Annotated in this window: 17 protein-coding genes, 1 tRNA gene and 1 riboswitch; of the genes, 12 read left to right on the top strand and 6 right to left on the bottom strand. The window is 70.4% G+C overall.

The window, feature by feature from the left end:
* Positions 1–337: 337 nt before the first annotated feature.
* Positions 338–1,090, top strand: coding sequence for an MBL fold metallo-hydrolase (locus tag VIU94_RS22110; protein ID WP_331913587.1), 753 nt, complete (start codon positions 338–340; stop codon positions 1,088–1,090).
* 70 nt (positions 1,091–1,160) lie between these two features.
* On the opposite strand, the gene VIU94_RS22105 is transcribed toward VIU94_RS22110, so the two are convergent.
* Positions 1,161–2,426, bottom strand: a complete 1,266-nt coding sequence (locus VIU94_RS22105; RefSeq protein ID WP_331913586.1) for a PTS transporter subunit EIIC — start codon at positions 2,424–2,426, stop codon at positions 1,161–1,163.
* Between the two features lie 259 nt (positions 2,427–2,685).
* On the bottom strand, positions 2,686–3,987 hold the full coding sequence (locus VIU94_RS22100) for a PTS transporter subunit EIIC (protein ID WP_331913585.1): 1,302 nt from the start codon (positions 3,985–3,987) through the stop codon (positions 2,686–2,688).
* A gap of 183 nt (positions 3,988–4,170) precedes the next feature.
* Between VIU94_RS22100 and VIU94_RS22095 the strand changes: the two genes are divergently transcribed.
* The 4 genes from VIU94_RS22095 (at position 4,171) to rdgB (ending at position 6,379) form a co-directional block, all read left to right on the top strand.
* Positions 4,171–4,404: a PTS sugar transporter subunit IIB gene (locus tag VIU94_RS22095; protein WP_018105617.1), complete on the top strand. Its 234-nt coding sequence runs from the start codon at positions 4,171–4,173 to the stop codon at positions 4,402–4,404.
* A 130-nt stretch (positions 4,405–4,534) separates the two neighbouring features.
* The gene (rph, locus tag VIU94_RS22090) at positions 4,535–5,266 is read left to right on the top strand and encodes a ribonuclease PH (protein WP_331913584.1); all 732 of its coding nucleotides are present in this window, start codon (positions 4,535–4,537) and stop codon (positions 5,264–5,266) included.
* A gap of 86 nt (positions 5,267–5,352) precedes the next feature.
* Positions 5,353–5,736 carry a hypothetical protein gene (locus VIU94_RS22085; RefSeq protein ID WP_331913583.1) on the top strand — a complete coding sequence of 128 codons (384 nt, stop codon included), beginning with the start codon at positions 5,353–5,355 and terminating at the stop codon, positions 5,734–5,736.
* 40 nt (positions 5,737–5,776) lie between these two features.
* Positions 5,777–6,379: an RdgB/HAM1 family non-canonical purine NTP pyrophosphatase gene (gene rdgB, locus VIU94_RS22080; protein WP_331913582.1), complete on the top strand. Its 603-nt coding sequence runs from the start codon at positions 5,777–5,779 to the stop codon at positions 6,377–6,379.
* A 54-nt stretch (positions 6,380–6,433) separates the two neighbouring features.
* Here rdgB and VIU94_RS22075 read toward each other — a convergent pair.
* Positions 6,434–6,518: transfer RNA gene (locus VIU94_RS22075), tRNA-Leu, on the bottom strand.
* A gap of 109 nt (positions 6,519–6,627) precedes the next feature.
* Positions 6,628–7,095, bottom strand: a complete 468-nt coding sequence (bcp, locus tag VIU94_RS22065) for a thioredoxin-dependent thiol peroxidase (protein WP_331913581.1) — start codon at positions 7,093–7,095, stop codon at positions 6,628–6,630.
* A 122-nt stretch (positions 7,096–7,217) separates the two neighbouring features.
* On the opposite strand from bcp, the gene VIU94_RS22060 reads away from it, so the two are divergent.
* From VIU94_RS22060 to VIU94_RS22050, 3 genes are all read left to right on the top strand, one after another.
* The gene (locus tag VIU94_RS22060; protein ID WP_331913580.1) at positions 7,218–7,538 is read left to right on the top strand and encodes a DUF3618 domain-containing protein; all 321 of its coding nucleotides are present in this window, start codon (positions 7,218–7,220) and stop codon (positions 7,536–7,538) included.
* A 50-nt stretch (positions 7,539–7,588) separates the two neighbouring features.
* Entirely contained in the window at positions 7,589–7,927 is a 339-nt protein-coding gene (locus VIU94_RS22055) for a GroES family chaperonin (RefSeq protein ID WP_331913579.1), read from the top strand.
* An 82-nt stretch (positions 7,928–8,009) separates the two neighbouring features.
* A riboswitch (guanidine-III (ykkC-III) riboswitch) is annotated at positions 8,010–8,075 on the top strand.
* A 42-nt stretch (positions 8,076–8,117) separates the two neighbouring features.
* Positions 8,118–8,438, top strand: a complete 321-nt coding sequence (locus VIU94_RS22050; protein WP_189805276.1) for a DMT family transporter — start codon at positions 8,118–8,120, stop codon at positions 8,436–8,438.
* On the opposite strand, the gene VIU94_RS22045 is transcribed toward VIU94_RS22050, so the two are convergent.
* Positions 8,416–10,809, bottom strand: coding sequence for a transglycosylase domain-containing protein (locus VIU94_RS22045; RefSeq protein WP_331913578.1), 2,394 nt, complete (start codon positions 10,807–10,809; stop codon positions 8,416–8,418). The two genes, VIU94_RS22050 and VIU94_RS22045, sit on opposite strands and share 23 nt — an antisense overlap.
* A gap of 129 nt (positions 10,810–10,938) precedes the next feature.
* On the opposite strand from VIU94_RS22045, the gene VIU94_RS22040 reads away from it, so the two are divergent.
* The 4 genes from VIU94_RS22040 (at position 10,939) to VIU94_RS22025 (ending at position 15,036) form a co-directional block, all read left to right on the top strand.
* The gene (locus VIU94_RS22040; protein WP_331913577.1) at positions 10,939–11,742 is read left to right on the top strand and encodes an ABC transporter permease; all 804 of its coding nucleotides are present in this window, start codon (positions 10,939–10,941) and stop codon (positions 11,740–11,742) included.
* Positions 11,735–12,646 carry an ABC transporter permease gene (locus VIU94_RS22035; protein ID WP_414720986.1) on the top strand — a complete coding sequence of 304 codons (912 nt, stop codon included), beginning with the start codon at positions 11,735–11,737 and terminating at the stop codon, positions 12,644–12,646. The genes VIU94_RS22040 and VIU94_RS22035 overlap by 8 nt, the downstream gene beginning before the upstream one ends.
* Positions 12,647–12,650: 4 nt before the next feature.
* Positions 12,651–13,655, top strand: coding sequence for an ABC transporter ATP-binding protein (locus VIU94_RS22030; protein WP_414720985.1), 1,005 nt, complete (start codon positions 12,651–12,653; stop codon positions 13,653–13,655).
* A 61-nt stretch (positions 13,656–13,716) separates the two neighbouring features.
* On the top strand, positions 13,717–15,036 hold the full coding sequence (locus tag VIU94_RS22025) for a DUF445 domain-containing protein (RefSeq protein ID WP_331913575.1): 1,320 nt from the start codon (positions 13,717–13,719) through the stop codon (positions 15,034–15,036).
* Positions 15,037–15,140: 104 nt separating this feature from the next.
* Here VIU94_RS22025 and VIU94_RS22020 read toward each other — a convergent pair.
* Positions 15,141–15,368: hypothetical protein (locus VIU94_RS22020; protein WP_331913574.1), on the bottom strand; the 228-nt coding region annotated here is incomplete at its 5' end.

Genomic DNA, 15,368 nt, shown 5'->3' with positions numbered 1-15,368 from the left:
CCCGGCCCGCCCGCTCCGGCCGTCCCCCCGGCCGGCGGCGCCACCGCCCCCACCCGTCCGCGAGCGCGACGACCAGCGCGATCACCACGACCGCGACGAGCGCAGGCCACCACGACGTGTCCATACCTCAAGACGGTACCGGCGCCCGGCCGCCTCCGCCGTGCCGCCCCGCCGTCCATCCGAACCGGTGACAGAGCCCGTGAGTTCGCCCACAACGGGCCACTGCGAAGGAGCGACGAGCCCTGCATCGCCGTACGCTCGACAGACCGCACGACCTCCCCCTCAGCGACATCCCCGCACCCGTCCCCGGACGCCCGTCCACGGAGGTTCCCGCTACATGAAGCTCACCGTCGTCGGCTGCTCAGGGTCGTTTCCCTCCGCGGAATCGGCCTGCTCGAGCTACCTCGTCGAGGCCGACGGCTTCCGGCTGCTCCTCGACATGGGCAACGGCGCCCTGGGCGAGCTGCAGCGCCACATCGGTCTGTACGACCTCGACGCCGTCTTCCTCAGCCACCTGCACGCCGACCACTGCATCGACATGTGCGTGTACTTCGTCGCGCGCTACTACCGCCACGAGGGCGGCCGCTGCGACGCGCTGCCGGTCTACGCCCCCGAGGGCGCGGAGCAGCGGCTGACCACCGCGTACGCGGACATCCCGGTCCCCGGCGCGATGAGCGAGGTCTTCGACTTCCGCACGCTGAAGTCCGCGTCCTTCGAGATCGGCCCGTTCCAGGTGCGCACCGAGCGGGTGCGCCACCCGGTGGAGGCGTACGGCATCCGGATCGAGCACGGCGGGAAGACGCTGACGTACTCCGGCGACACGGGCGTCTGCGGGGCGCTGGACGAACTGGCCGCCGGGGCCGATCTCTTCCTGTGCGAGGCGTCGTTCACGCACGGCAAGGAGGACATCCCGGACCTGCACCTCAACGGCCTGGAGGCCGGAGTCGCGGCGTCCGGCGCGGGCGCGGGACGGATGGTGCTGACGCACATCCCGCCGTGGACGGACGGCGAGCAGAACCTGGCCGACGCGCGTGCGGCGTACGACGGCCCGGTGGAACTGGCCCGGGCGGGCGCGGTGTACGAGATCTGAGGACGTACGCGTACGGGGAAGGCCCCGGAACCTGTCCAGGTTCCGGGGCCTTCCGCTGTGCGGGGGAGGCTCACGCCTTGGTGAGGTCCTCGATCTCCTCGTCGGACTCGCGGCCCGGGGTGGGGAGGTTGAACTTGGCGATCGCGAAGCGGAAGACCACGTAGTAGATCGCCGCGAAGACCAAACCGATCGGGATGATCATCCAGGGCTTGGTGGCGAGGTTCCAGTTCAGCAGGTAGTCGATCGCGCCGGCCGAGAACGTGAAGCCCGCGTGGACGCCGAACGCCCAGGTCACGGCCATCGAGACGGCGGTGAGGACGGCGTGGATCACGTACAGCACCGGGGCGATGAACATGAAGGTGAACTCGATCGGCTCGGTGATGCCGGTGACGAACGAGGTCAGCGCGAGCGAGAGCATCATGCCCATCACGGCCTTGCGGCGTTCCGGGCGGGCGGCGTGCGCGATGGCGAGCGCGGCGGCCGGGAGGCCGAACATCATGATCGGGAAGAAGCCCGACATGAAGAGTCCGGCGCTCGCGTCACCGGCGAAGAACCGGTTCAGGTCGCCGTGCACGACCTCGCCGGCGGCGTTGGTGAAGTCGCCGATCTGGAACCAGGAGACGGTGTTCACGAACTGGTGCATGCCGACCGGGATCAGCGCGCGGTTGATCAGACCGAACAGGCCCGCGCCGACGGCGCCGAGGCCCGTCATCCACTCGCCGAAGCTGGAGATGGCCTCGCCGATCGGCTCCCACAGGACGCCGAACAGCACGCCGACCAGGGTGCCGACGAAGGCCATGATGATCGGGACGAGCCGGCGGCCGTTGAAGAAGCCCAGCCAGTCGACCAGCTTGGTGCGGTGGTACTTCTGCCAGATGACGGCGGAGATCAGGCCCATCAGAATGCCGCCGAGGACGCCCGGGTTGTTGTACGTCGCGGCGACGTCGACACCCTTGTTGGCGGTCGTGTTGATCACGGCGTCGGTGACGGGGAAGGCCTTCAGCACATTGCTGTAGACCAGGAAACCGACCAGCGCGGCGAGCGCCGTGGAGCCGTCCGCCTTCTTGGCGAAGCCGATGGCCACGCCTATGCAGAACAGCAGGGGCAGGTTGTCGAAGACAGCGCCGCCGGCCGTGGCGAACACGGACGCGACCTTGTCCCATCCGAGGCCGTCCTTGCCGAACACGTCGGCCTGGCCGAGACGGAGCAGAATACCCGCGGCCGGCAGCACGGCGATCGGCAGCTGCAGGCTGCGACCGACCTTCTGCAGGCCCTGGAACAGACCGGAGCCCCGCTTCTTCGCGGGAGCGGCGGCCTGGGCGGTAGCCGTACTCATCAAGTTCCTCCAGTAGGCAAGGCGCCGCCAGAGGACAGGGAAAGGGGGTGACGGCGGCGTCTCGTGGCACGCGGTGGTCTGGACCGCGTGGTCTACACCATTGAGAGGTGTAGACCAGTTTTAGCACGTGAGACTTAGATAAGGAACCTGCGAATTCTGTGTGCCCGTCCGATGACGGACGGGCATCACGAAGGCCCCCGGACCGTGCGGTCCGAGGGCCTTTACGCGTCTTCGAAAGAGGGGCGGAAGCCCCTGCCGATCATGCCTTGGTGGCGTCCCGATCCATTTCCTCCTCCACTTCTTCGGGCTCGCGGCCCGGAGTGGGGAGATTGAACGCGGTGATCGCGATCCGGAAGATCACGTAGTAGACCGCCGCGAAGCCGAGGCCGATGGGAATGATCAGCCACGGTTTGGTGGCGAGATTCCAGTTGATCACGTAGTCGATCAGGCCGGCCGAGAAGCTGAAGCCGTCCTTGACGCCCAGCGCCCAGGTGACCGCCATCGAGACGCCGGTGAGCACCGCGTGGATCGCGTACAGCACCGGCGCGATGAAGAGGAACGAGTACTCGATCGGCTCGGTGATGCCGGTGACCAACGAGGTCAGCGCCACCGAGAGCATCATGCCGCCGACCTGCTTGCGGCGATGCGGCTTGGCGCAGTGTGTGATCGCCAGGGCCGCCGCCGGCAGCGCGAACATCATGATCGGGAAGAAGCCGGTCAGGAACTGGCCGGCGTTCGGGTCGCCCGCCAGGAACATCGGGATGTCGCCGTGGACCACCGTGCCGTCCGGCTTCTCGTACGTGCCGAACTGGAACCAGATGGGCACGTTCAGGAACTGGTGCAGGCCGATGACCAGCAGCGCGCGGTTCGCGACGCCGAAGATGCCCGCACCCCACGAGCCGAGCCCGACCAGCCAGTCGCTGAAGTTCTCCAGCCCGTCGCCGATCGGCGGCCAGACCCACAGGCAGAGCGAGGCGAAGGCGATCGCCACGAACGTCATGATGATCGGGACCAGCCGGCGGCCGTTGAAGAAGCCCAGCCAGTCGACCAGCTTCACCCGGTGGTAGCGCTGCCAGAACCAGGCCGCGAGCAGACCGATGACGATGCCGCCGAACACACCCGGGTTCTGGTACGTGTACCCGCTGAAGGCCTGCTCCGGCGCAAGGCAGCCGCCGTTGACGTCCGCCGTGCCCTGCGGGCAGTCCTCGGGGAACTGGCGCAGCACGTTGAAGTAGACGAGGAAGCCGACCGTGGCCGCGAGCGCGGTCGAGCCGTCCGCCTTCTTGGCCATGCCGATCGCGACACCGATGCAGAACAGCAGGGGCAGTCCGAGGTTGCCGTCGAGCAGCGCGCCGCCGGCCCCCGCCATCACCCTGGCGACGTTGTCCCACCCCAGGCCGTCGGCGCCGAAGACGTCGGGCTGGCCGAGCCGGTTGAGGATGCCGGCCGCGGGCAGGACGGCGATGGGCAGCTGCAGACTGCGTCCCATCTTCTGCAGTCCCTGGAAGAGCCCGCTCCGCCAGGACTTCCTCGCCGGTGCGGGCGCGCTGTCGCTGCTCATCGACGTCCTCCCTGGGAGACTGGTGTAGACCAGTTGCGGTAGGCTCCCGAAACCCGCCGGGACGGCCTTCCGGTGATCGTCATCATTCGGCAGAGCGACGGCACCCGCTCGCACAGTTGGGCCAACCGTGGGTTACCGTGACAAAGCGGACCGTCGGTGCGCAGAACGGACAGGGAGAAACGCATGGCCAGCAAGGCTGAGAAGATCGTCGCCGGCCTCGGCGGCATCGAGAACATCGAAGAGGTCGAAGGCTGCATCACCCGGCTGCGCACCGAGGTCGTGGACCCCAGCAAGGTCGACGAGGCCGCCCTGAAGGCCGCCGGCGCCCACGGCGTCGTCAAGATGGGCACCGCCATCCAGGTCGTCATCGGCACCGACGCGGACCCGATCGCCGCGGACATCGAAGACATGATGTGAGACGTCGCGTGAGCAGCTGACATCGAAGACGCGACGACACGATGAGCAGCCGACCCGCAGACTCCACCGCACACAGGGGCCCGTTCCGGCAGGGGAACGGGCCCCTCGCGCATGCGGCTACGCTCGTGGCATGTCTCGAATCGACGGCCGCACGCCCGAACAGCTCCGCCCGGTCACCATCGAACGCGGCTGGAGCAAGCACGCCGAGGGCTCCGTCCTCGTCTCCTTCGGCGACACCAAGGTCTTCTGCACCGCCTCCGTCACCGAAGGCGTCCCCCGCTGGCGCAAGGGAAGCGGCGAGGGCTGGGTCACCGCCGAGTACTCGATGCTGCCCCGCTCCACCAACACCCGCGGCGACCGCGAGTCCGTCCGCGGCAAGATCGGCGGCCGCACCCACGAGATCTCCCGCCTCATCGGCCGCTCCCTGCGCGCCGTCATCGACTACAAGGCCCTCGGCGAGAACACCGTCGTCCTCGACTGCGACGTCCTCCAGGCCGACGGCGGCACCCGCACCGCCGCCATCACCGGCGCGTACGTCGCCCTCGCCGACGCCGTTGCCTGGGCCCAGAACAAGAAACTGGTCAAGGCCGGCCGCAAGCCGCTCATCGGCACCGTCGGCGCCGTCTCCGTCGGCATCGTCGACGGCACCCCGCTGCTCGACCTCTGCTACGAGGAGGACGTCCGCGCCGAGACCGACATGAACGTCGTCTGCACCGGCGACGGCCGCTTCGTCGAGGTCCAGGGCACCGCCGAGGCCGAGCCCTTCGACCGCAAGGAGCTCAACGCCCTCCTGGACCTGGCCTCCGGCGGCTGCGCCGAACTCGCCGAGATCCAGCGCAAGGCCCTCGAAGGAACTCTCTGAGACGCGCCTGCGTCTCTCCGGATACGGGGCGCGCGGTTCGAAGCCGCGCGCCCCGTCCAGTCGTACAAGGTTCGGGAGGACCCGTCTTGAAGCGCCACCGTTCCATAGCACTCGCCGTCGCCACGGCAGCCGTACTCACCGGTCTCGTCGGCTGCGGCGCACTCGACAAGGCGATGGACTGCGTCAAGACCGCAGACGCGATCGCCACCTCCGTGGACAAGCTCCAGCAGGCCGTCTCCACCGCCTCCAACGACCCGACGCAGATCGAGGAGGCCCTGAACGACATCAACACCGAGATGGGCAACCTCAAGAACACGACGGACAACGCGGACCTGTCCAAGGCCGTCGACGACCTCACCAAGGGCGTCGAGACCGTCCGCACCGCCGTGAAGAACGGCGACGCCACCCCGGACATCAAGCCCATCACCGACGCGGCCACCGAGATCGGCAAGGTCTGCACGCCGGGCTAGGGCCTGGCTGAGCGGGGCGCGCCGCCGGGATAATCGGGGCATGACCCGTCTCGTTCTCGCCACCCGCAACGCGGGCAAGATCACCGAACTCCACGCGATCCTCGCCGACGCCGGCCTCGACCACGAGCTCGTCGGCGCGGACGCGTACCCTGACGTCCCCGACGTCAAGGAAACCGGCGTCACCTTCGCCGAGAACGCCCTGCTCAAGGCCCACGCCCTCGCCAAGGCCACCGGCCTGCCCGCCATCGCCGACGACTCCGGCCTGTGCGTCGACGTCCTGAACGGCGCGCCCGGCATCTTCTCCGCCCGCTGGGCCGGCACGCACGGCGATGACAAGGCCAACCTGAGCCTGCTCCTGGCCCAACTCGCCGACATCGACGACACCCACCGCGCCGCCCACTTCGCCTGCGCCGCAGCCCTGGCCCTCCCGGACGGCACGGAGCGCGTGGTGGAGGGCCGCATGCCGGGCGTCCTGCGCCACGCCCCGGTCGGCGCCAACGGCTTCGGCTACGACCCGATCCTCCAGCCACAGGGCTACGAGGTCACCTGCGCGGAGCTGACGCCGGACCAGAAGAACGCGATCAGCCACCGGGGGAAGGCGTTCCGGGCGCTGGTGCCGGTGGTGCGGGAGCTGGTGGGCTGAGGGTGCGTACGCGAACGGCCTGCGATCGATCCTTCGATTCACAGGCCGTTACCGTGCGGCGGAAGGGATTCGAACCCTCAAGCCCGATCAGGGGCCACAGATCCTAAGTCTGCTGCGTCAGCCGTTGCGCCACCGCCGCTCAACCGCCTGCCATCGTACCGGGCGCCGCCCCGGTGCCACGTAGCGGTGGCCGCATGGCAGTTGGGGCACAGCGGCCGCAGGTTCTCGCGGTGGTCGTCGGCCGCATGTCAGATGCCCAGGTCCTTGATGATCTTGGCTACGTGGCCGGTGGCCCTCACGTTGTAGAGGGCGCGCTCGACCTTGCCCTCCTCGTCGACGACGATCGTCGAGCGGATGACGCCCGTCACGACCTTGCCGTAGAGCTTCTTCTCGCCGAAGGCGCCGTACGCCTCCAGGACCTTCTTGTCCGGGTCGCCGACCAGGGTGACCTTCAGGGACTCCTTGTCGCGGAACTTCGCCAGCTTCTCGGGCTTGTCGGGGGACACGCCGATCACGTCGTAGCCCGCGCCCGCGAGCAGGTCGAGGTTGTCGGTGAAGTCGCACGCCTGCTTGGTGCAACCCGGGGTGAGCGCCGCCGGGTAGAAGTAGACGATGACCTTGCGGCCCTTGTGCTCCGCGAGCGAGACCTCGTTGCCGTCCGCGTCGGGCAGGGTGAAGGCGGGGGCGGTGTCGCCGGGCTGCAGTCGCTCGCTCATGACTCTCCTCAAAGGATGTACGCGTACACAAGAAGAGCCTAATGGGGGTCTGAGACAACCCTCGGGCCGCGAAGCTGACAGACTGTCCGTCTACGACCGATTACGACTACGGAGGCAGCGCGGTGTCGAACGCCAGGACCCCTGCGCAGATCGAGGCGGACATCGTCCGCCGGCGCGAGCAGCTCGCCGTCACTCTCGACGAGATCGGCATTCGGGTGCACCCGAAGACGATCATCGGCGATGCCAAGGCCAGGGTCGTCTCGACGGTCGACCAGACCGCCGGCCGGGCGTACGACGCGGTGCACCGCTGCGTCGACGGCGCCAAGGCGAAGCTCACCCACGAGGACGGCGCCCCGCGCCTGGAGCGCGTGGTGCCGGTCGCGCTGGCCGTCGTCGGCGTCGTCGGGCTCCTCGCGCTCTCCTCCCGTAGGCGCAGGGGCTGAGCCGAGAGGACTGTCCGGAGCATGACGCGCCAGACGTGTAGGTTCGACGCGTGAGCGAGAACACGCACGACAAGCTGCCCATCCGGATGCTCCACGACCGGGTGCTGGTCCGGACCGACTCCCCCGAGGGGGAGCGGCGCTCGGGCGGCGGCATCCTGATTCCGGCGACCGCGGCGGTCGGCCGCAGGCTGGCCTGGGCGGAGGTCGTCGCGGTCGGCCAGAACGTGCGGACCGTCGAGACCGGCGACCGGGTGCTGTACGACCCCGAGGATCGCGCCGAGGTCGAGGTCCGCGGCATCGCGTACGTGCTGATGCGTGAGCGCGATCTGCACGCGGTCGCCGCCGACCGGTTCGAGGGCACGAAGGACTCGACCGGGCTGTATCTGTAGCCGATAACGGATGGCCGATAGCCGATAGCCGATATCTCAGTTGAAGGCCTGGTGACCATGGTCACCAGGCCTTTCTGCCTTCGTTTTGTTACCGTGGAGGCACCCGACGAGACGCGCCGTACCGGGTCACACGCAAAGACGACGCACCGGTTCGATCCGTTGATCCGTCTCGCGGAAGGTATGCGTCGTCATGGCCTGGGTTCTTCTCATCGTCGCCGGTCTCCTCGAGGTCGGCTGGTCCATCGGCATGAAGTACACCGACGGTTTCACGCGTCTGTGGCCGAGCGTCTTCACCGGCGCCGGGATCGTCGCCTCCATGCTGCTGCTCTCGCAGGCCGCCAAGACCCTGCCCATCGGCACCGCGTACGGCGTGTGGGTCGGCATCGGCGCGGCCGGTGCGGCGGTCCTGGGCATGGTGGTGCTGGGCGAGCCGGCGACGGCCGCCCGGATCTTCTTCGTCTGTCTGCTGCTGGTGGCCGTGGTCGGCCTCAAGGCGACATCGGGCCATTAGGCGCGGGCGGCGGCGGGCCGGGCGGTGCGGGCGGCGCGGCGTCCGGGCGGGTGGAGCCTGAGCCTCCGCCTGCCGGGCCGTCCGGCCCCTGCCCCGGTCCGGTTCCGAAGCTCGATCGCGGTCCTGTTCCCGGTACCTGCCCGGGCGTCTGTCCCTGCCCCTGTCCCTGCCGCGGCGGGGTTGCCGGCTCGTGGCGGCCGCCCGGCGGGGACTGCGGGCCGAGGAGTTCCTGCTGGTCCTGGTCCGACGGCCGGTCCTGCTGCCCCTGTCCCTGCCCCTGTCCCGGCCTGTCGCCCTGCCCGAACGGGTCCTGCAAACCGTCCTGGAACGGTGCCAGGTCCTCCGCGCCCGCGGCCAGGCGCAGGTCGAAGTCCCGTACCTCCGTGCCCTCCAGGGCCTCGCGGGTGAACTGCGCCCAGATCTCGGCGGGCGCCCCGCCGCCGTTGATCCGCGGCAGCCCCATCGCCCCGTACAGCGGCTTCTGCGCGCCCGTGTCCGGGTCCTGGCCCATCATCGCGACGACCGTCGCCAGGTCGGGTGTGTAGCCCGCGAACCAGGCGGCCTTGTCGTCCTCCGCCGTCCCCGTCTTGCCGGCCGCAGGCCGTCCGGCGGCGAGCGCCGCGGTGCCGGTGCCGCCCTCGACGACGCCGCGCAGCATCGCGGTGGTCGTGTCAGCGGCCTCGCGGGCGACGGCCCGGCGGCGCGGGGCGGCGGGCAGTTCGAGCTCCTGGCCGTCCTTGCTGATGGAGGTGACCAGCGTGTACGTGCCGTGCTCGCCGTGGTTGGCGAGGGTGGCGTACGCCTCGGCCATGTCGAGGACGCTCGCGGTGGCGGGGCCGAGCGCGATGGAGGGGGAGGCGGTGAGGTCGGGGGTGGTCTGGGGCAGCCCGAGAGCGACGGCGGTCCGGCGGACCTTCGCGGGGCCGACGTCGACGGCCATCTGCGCGTACACCGAGTTCACGGACCTGTCGGTGGCCTCGCGGACGCTGATGTGGCCGTACGAGCCGCCGTCCTCGTTCTCGGGGGCGTACGCGGGGCCGCTCCAGCCCTGCACGGGGCGGCGGTCGCTGCCGTCGTAGTACGCGTTCGGGGTGATGGGCCGGCCGTCCTGGGTGCGCGCGGCGTGCTGCACGGCGGCCGCGAAGACGATCGGTTTGAAGGTCGAACCGACCTGGTAGTCGCGGCGGGTGGCGTTGTTGACGTACTGCTTCGTGTAGTCGACGCCGCCGTACATCGCGACGACCCGCCCCGTGCCGGGGACCACGGCGACGCCGCCGACGCGGACGTTGCGGTCGGTCTCGTTGGCGTCCCGGTCGAGCCGGGAGACGACCTGGTCGTCGACGGCCCGGACGAAGGCGTCCTGCTTCTTCTTCTCCAGGGTGGTGGTGATCCGGTAGCCGCCGGCGGCGAGGGTGTTCTCGTCGAGGATCTTGTGGTCGGTGAGGTAGTCCTCGACGGCCTGGACGAGGTAGCCGCGCTGCCCGGACAGGCCGGTCGCGGGCCTGGCCTTGTGGGGGGCGGGGAAGCGCATCGTGGCCCGTTCGGCGCGGCTCAGCCACTTCTCGTCGACCATGCCGTCGAGGACGTAGTGCCAGCGGGCGAGCGCCTGCGGCCGGTTCTCGGGGTGGGTGGCGACGTCGTACACGCTGGGGGCGTTGAGGAGCGTGGCGAGGTAGGCGCTCTGCGCGGTGTCGAGGGTCTCGACGTCCTGGCCGTAGTAGGCGCGGGCGGCGGCCTGCACGCCGTACGCGTTGCGGCCGAAATAACTGGTGTTCAGGTAGCCCTCGAAGATCTCCGCCTTGCTCTTCTCGCGGTCGAGCTTGATCGCGATGAAGAACTCCTTCACCTTTCGGGTGACGGTCCGTTCCTGGCCCAGGTAGTAGTTCTTGACGTACTGCTGGGTGATCGTGGAGCCGGACTGCTTGCCCTTGCCGGTGACGGTGTTCCAGGCGGCGCGGAGCATGGCCTGGGGGTCGACGGCGCGTTCGGAGTGGAAGTCGCGGTCCTCGGCGGCGAGGACGGCGTGCCGGAGGGCGGCGGGGATCCGGTGGAGGCGGACGTTCTCCCGGTTGACCTCGCCGTCCCGGGCGAGCTGGCTGCCGTCCGCGTACAGGTAGACGTTGGACTGCGCGGTGGCGGTCGCGTTGGCGGCGGGGATGTCGACGAGCAGGTAGCCGGCGGCGAAGCCGCCCAGGAGCAGCAGCGCGGCGAGCAGGAACGCGCCGAGCAGCGCGCGCCAGGAGGGGAGGAGGCGTCGTCGTGCCTTCTTCTTCGGGCGGGGGGTGGGGGTTGGGGAGGGGGCGGGGGCGTGGGCGGGAACCGTTCGGTCCCGGGGTTCCCAGCCGGTCAGCTGTGACTCCTGGTCGCGCATGCCCACATATTGCACGCCTTTCGGGCGCAAGCCGTGAATCCGGCTCGAAATGGGGTCGCGAGGCCACTCCGAGGCAGCTAAGGTCGTGCGCTTTGGCGGCGCAGGGACGCAGGGGAGAGGGGCGGGGGCGTGGTTCGGCTGTACGCGCTGGTCGCCGCGGGTGGGTTCCGGCGCTATGCCACGTACCGGACGGCCACCTTCGCGGGACTGTTCACCAACACCGTCTTCGGCTTCATCCTGGCGTACACCTATATGGCCCTGTGGGACGAGCGCCCGCACCTGGGCGGCTACGACATGGCCGACGCGCTCGCGTACGTGTGGATCGGCCAGGGGTTGATCACCGTCTGCGGGCTGATGGGCGGCGGCTTCGAGGACGAGATCATCGAGCGGATCCGGAGCGGCGACATCGCCGTCGACCTGTACCGGCCGGCCGACCTCCAGGCCTGGTGGTTCGCGGCCAACCTGGGGCGGGCCTCGTTCCAGTTCCTGGCCCGCGCGGTGGGCCCGATGGCCGTCGGCGCGCTGGCGTTCGACATCGCGCTGCCCGAACGGGCGGTGACCTGGCCCGCGTTCCTGGTGTCGGTGGTGCTCGGCGCGAGCGTGAGCTTCGGGATCTGGTACCTGGTCGCGCTGACCGCGTTCTGGCTGATGGACGGCACGGGCGTGGCCCAGGTGGCGTGGCTGACGGGCCTGTTCTTCTCCGGGATGCTGCTGCCGCTGAACGTGTTCCCGGGCTCCCTGGGCGAGGTCGCGCAGGCGCTGCCGTGGGCGTCGCTGCTTCAGGTCCCGGCGGACGTGTATCTGGAGAAGTACCAGGGCTGGGGCGTGCTGCGGGCGTACGCGTTCCAGGCGGGCTGGGCGGTGGCGCTGCTCGCGGCGGGCCGGCTGGTGCAGTCGGCGGCGACGCGGAAGGTGGTGGTGCAGGGTGGGTGACCTGGGCCCGCAGGGCCCGCGGGGCCGGTGGGGGCTGCGGGAGGCCTGGCGGACGTACCGGGGTCGGGTCGGGGAGGGCCGGCGGACGTATCGGAGTCGGGTCGGGGAGGCCTGGCGGACGTACCGGATGGTCGCCGGGATGTGGATCCGGTCGACGATGGCGTACCGCTCCTCCTTCGCGATGACGCTCGCCGCCTCCTTCGCCGTGACCTTCTTCGACTTCGTCGTCATCCTGCTGATGTTCGGTCAGGTGGACGGCCTGGGCGGGTTCTCGTTCGGCGAGGTGGCGTTCCTGTACGGCGCGGCCGGTACCTCCTTCGGACTCGCGGACCTGGTGATGGGCTCGCTGCAGCGGATGGGCGGCCGGGTGCGGGACGGCACGCTCGACACGCTGCTGGTGCGCCCGGCGCCGGTGCTGGCGCAGATCGCCGCGGACCGGTTCGCGCTGCGCCGCCTCGGCCGGGTGGCGCAGGGCCTGTTCGTGCTGGTCTGGGGGCTCGCGCTGATCGACGTGGCGTGGACGGCGCCGAAAGCGCTCCTCGTACCGGTGATGGTGGTGTCCGGCGCGGTGATCTTCTCCGCGCTGATGGTGCTCGGCGCGTCGCTGATGTTCTGGGCGCAGGACGCGTCGGAGGTCACCAACGCGTTCACGTACGGCGGCAACACGCTGCTCGGCTACCCGCCGACGATCTTCGCGAAGGAGCTGGTGCGGGGCGTCGTGTACGTCGTCCCGCTGGCGTTCGTGAACTGGCTGCCCGCGCTGTACGTGCTGGGCCGGCCGAGCCCGGGGGGCGCGCCGGCCTGGGCGGGATTCCTGTCGCCGCTGGTGGCGGCGGGGTGCTGCGCGGTGGCGGGCGTGGCGTGGCGGGCGGGGCTGCGTTCGTACCGGAGCACGGGAAGCTGAGGGGTTGAAGGTGGGCGACGACCTGATCGTGTTGGACGACGTGCAGAAGGTCTTCGACGTACGGCGCAAGGGGAAGGGCCTGCTCCGCCGCGAGAAGCGGCAGGTCAGGGCGGTGGACGGGATCAGTTTCACGGTGTCGCGCGGTGAGATGGTCGGGTACATCGGCCCGAACGGCGCGGGGAAGTCCACCACGATCAAGATGCTGACCGGCATCCTCACCCCGACCGGGGGCCGGCTGCGGGTCGCCGGCATCGACCCGGCGCGGGAGCGGACGCGGCTGGCGCGGCGGATCGGGGTGGTGTTCGGGCAGCGCACGACGCTGTGGTGGGACCTGCCGCTGATCGACTCGTACCGGCTGGTGCACCGGATGTACCGGGTCCCGGACCGGCGGTTCGCGGAGAACCTGGAGCGGTGCGTGGAGCTGCTGGAACTCGGCGCGCTGCTCGACGTGCCGGTGCGGCAGCTGTCACTCGGTCAGCGGATGCGCGGCGACATCGCGGCGGCGTTGCTGCACGACCCGGAGGTGCTGTACCTGGACGAGCCGACGATCGGGCTCGACGTCGTGTCGAAGACGCGGGTGCGGCAGTTCCTGCGGGACCTGAACGTGGAGCGGGGCACGACGGTCCTGCTCACCACCCACGACCTGACCGACATCGAGCAGCTGTGCCGGCGGGTGATGGTGATCGACCACGGCCGGCTGATGTACGACGGCGGGCTCGCCGGACTGCACGAGGCGGGGGAGAGCGAGCGGACGCTGGTGGTGGACCTGGAGCGTGAGCTTGCGCCGATCGAGGTCGCAGGGGCCCGGTTCGTACGGGCGGAGGGGGCGCGGCAGTGGCTGGCGTTCCCGGCGTCCGCGTCGGCGGCGCCGGTCGTGGCGGCGGTGGCGGAGGCGTACCCGCTGGTGGACCTGTCGGTGCGGGAACCGGACATCGAGACGGTGATCGCGAAGATGTACGGAGTTGACGCGCGGGGAACTCGGGAGGCGGAGTCGGAGTCTGTGAGGTAGGGACATTCGTACGGGAACGGCACGTACGGGTACGGGAACGGCACGGGGACGGGTGGACGGCATGAATCGCACGGACATGGAGGAGGCGCCTCCCCTTCCCGCGCGCCGGCCGCTGGCGGCGTTCTCGTACACGGCGGCGGACGAGGAGAAGAGCCGCGGCGTGCGGCGGATGAAGGCCACGGCGACGGGCCTGCTTCTGCTGGTGGCGGTGATCTTCGCGCTGGCGACCTGGGGGAGGAACGAGGGCTGGGGCCCGTGGGCGGACTATGTCGCGGCGGCGGCGGAGGCCGGGATGGTCGGCGCGCTGGCGGACTGGTTCGCGGTGACGGCGCTGTTCAAGCGGCCGTTGGGGCTGCCGATCCCGCACACGGCGATCATCCCGACGAAGAAGGACCAGCTGGGCGCGACGCTGGGCGCGTTCGTCGGCGAGAACTTCCTGTCCCCGGAGGTGGTACGGGACCGGCTGCGGTCGCTGGGCATCGGCGGCCGGCTGGGCGCCTGGCTGGCGGACCCGGCGCACGCGGACCGGCTGACGGCGGAGCTGGCGACGGCGCTGCGCGCCGCGCTGACGGTGCTGCGGGACTCGGACGTGCAGGCGGTGGTGGGGGAGGCGATCACGCGACGGGCGGACGCGGCGGAGATCGCGCCGGGGATAGGCAAGACCCTGGAGAAGATCGTCGCGGACGGGGCGCACCGGCGGGCCGTCGACCTGATCTGCGCGCGGGCCCACGACTGGCTGGTGTTCCACGGGGACTCGGTGATGGACGCGGTGCAGGGCGGGGCGCCGGGCTGGACGCCGAGATTCGTGGACAGAAAGGTGGGCGAACGCGTCTACAAGGAACTGGTCCGCTTCGTCACGGAGATGCGGGACATGCCCGGGCACCCGGCGCGCGGCGCGATCGACCGCTTCCTGACGGACTTCGCAGCCGACCTCCAGGCGGACACGGACACGCGGGCACGCGTGGAGCGCCTGAAGTCGGACATGCTGGCGAGACCGGAGGTCCAGGACATCATCGCGTCGGCGTGGGCGGCAGTCCGCTCGATGATGCTGGCCGCAGCCGAGGACGACCGCAGCGAACTCCGCCTACGCGCCCGCGCCTCCCTGATCTCCCTCGGCACCCGCCTGACGACGGACGGCCGCCTGCAGTCGAAGGTCGAAGGCTGGCTGGAGGACGCGGCGGCCTACGTGGTGACGACGTACCGCGCCGAGATCACGTCCCTGATCACGGACACGGTAGCGAGCTGGGACGCGGCCCAGACGTCGAAGAAGATCGAGGCGAACATCGGCCGCGACCTCCAGTTCATCCGCATCAACGGCACGGTGGTCGGCGCGCTGGCGGGCCTGCTGATCTACACCGTGAGCCACGCACTGGGCGGCTGACGCCACGGGCTCGGGCCGCCCAGCGCGTGAGGGGAGGTGCTGGGCAGTACGTGCGTGAAGGGGCGGGCGTTCAGCGCGAGGCCGGCCGGCGGGTTGGTCGGCGCTCAGCGCGAGCAGCGGGTGACGACGGCGGAGGCGGCGGCGACACCGGCGGCAAGCCCGAGCACGGCAGGCCAGGCCCCGATCTTCTTGGCGAGCGGATGAGCGGCCCCGAAGGCCCCGAGGTAAGCGGCAGTCATCCCCACGGCCACGGGCGCCCCACCGTCCCGATGCCACTCCCGCGCAGCGGCAACCCCGGCCCCGCCGAGCACCAGCCCCCCAAGAGGCCGCTT

The organism is Streptomyces sp., from assembly GCF_036566765.1.
In the GTDB taxonomy this organism is placed as follows: Bacteria; Actinomycetota; Actinomycetes; order Streptomycetales; family Streptomycetaceae; genus Streptomyces.
This window is presented reverse-complemented; position numbering and strand designations above follow the sequence as displayed.

What these genes read in the sequence shown, in the direction of transcription:
- VIU94_RS22110 (WP_331913587.1), top strand. Translation starts at nt 338, where the DNA reads ATGAAGCTCACCGTCGTCGGCTGCTCAGGGTCGTTTCCCTCCGCGGAA.
- VIU94_RS22105 (WP_331913586.1), bottom strand. Translation starts at nt 2,426, where the DNA reads ATGAGTACGGCTACCGCCCAGGCCGCCGCTCCCGCGAAGAAGCGGGGC.
- VIU94_RS22100 (WP_331913585.1), bottom strand. Translation starts at nt 3,987, where the DNA reads ATGAGCAGCGACAGCGCGCCCGCACCGGCGAGGAAGTCCTGGCGGAGC.
- VIU94_RS22095 (WP_018105617.1), top strand. Translation starts at nt 4,171, where the DNA reads ATGGCCAGCAAGGCTGAGAAGATCGTCGCCGGCCTCGGCGGCATCGAG.
- rph (WP_331913584.1), top strand. Translation starts at nt 4,535, where the DNA reads ATGTCTCGAATCGACGGCCGCACGCCCGAACAGCTCCGCCCGGTCACC.
- rdgB (WP_331913582.1), top strand. Translation starts at nt 5,777, where the DNA reads ATGACCCGTCTCGTTCTCGCCACCCGCAACGCGGGCAAGATCACCGAA.
- bcp (WP_331913581.1), bottom strand. Translation starts at nt 7,095, where the DNA reads ATGAGCGAGCGACTGCAGCCCGGCGACACCGCCCCCGCCTTCACCCTG.
- VIU94_RS22050 (WP_189805276.1), top strand. Translation starts at nt 8,118, where the DNA reads ATGGCCTGGGTTCTTCTCATCGTCGCCGGTCTCCTCGAGGTCGGCTGG.
- VIU94_RS22045 (WP_331913578.1), bottom strand. Translation starts at nt 10,809, where the DNA reads ATGCGCGACCAGGAGTCACAGCTGACCGGCTGGGAACCCCGGGACCGA.
- VIU94_RS22025 (WP_331913575.1), top strand. Translation starts at nt 13,717, where the DNA reads ATGAATCGCACGGACATGGAGGAGGCGCCTCCCCTTCCCGCGCGCCGG.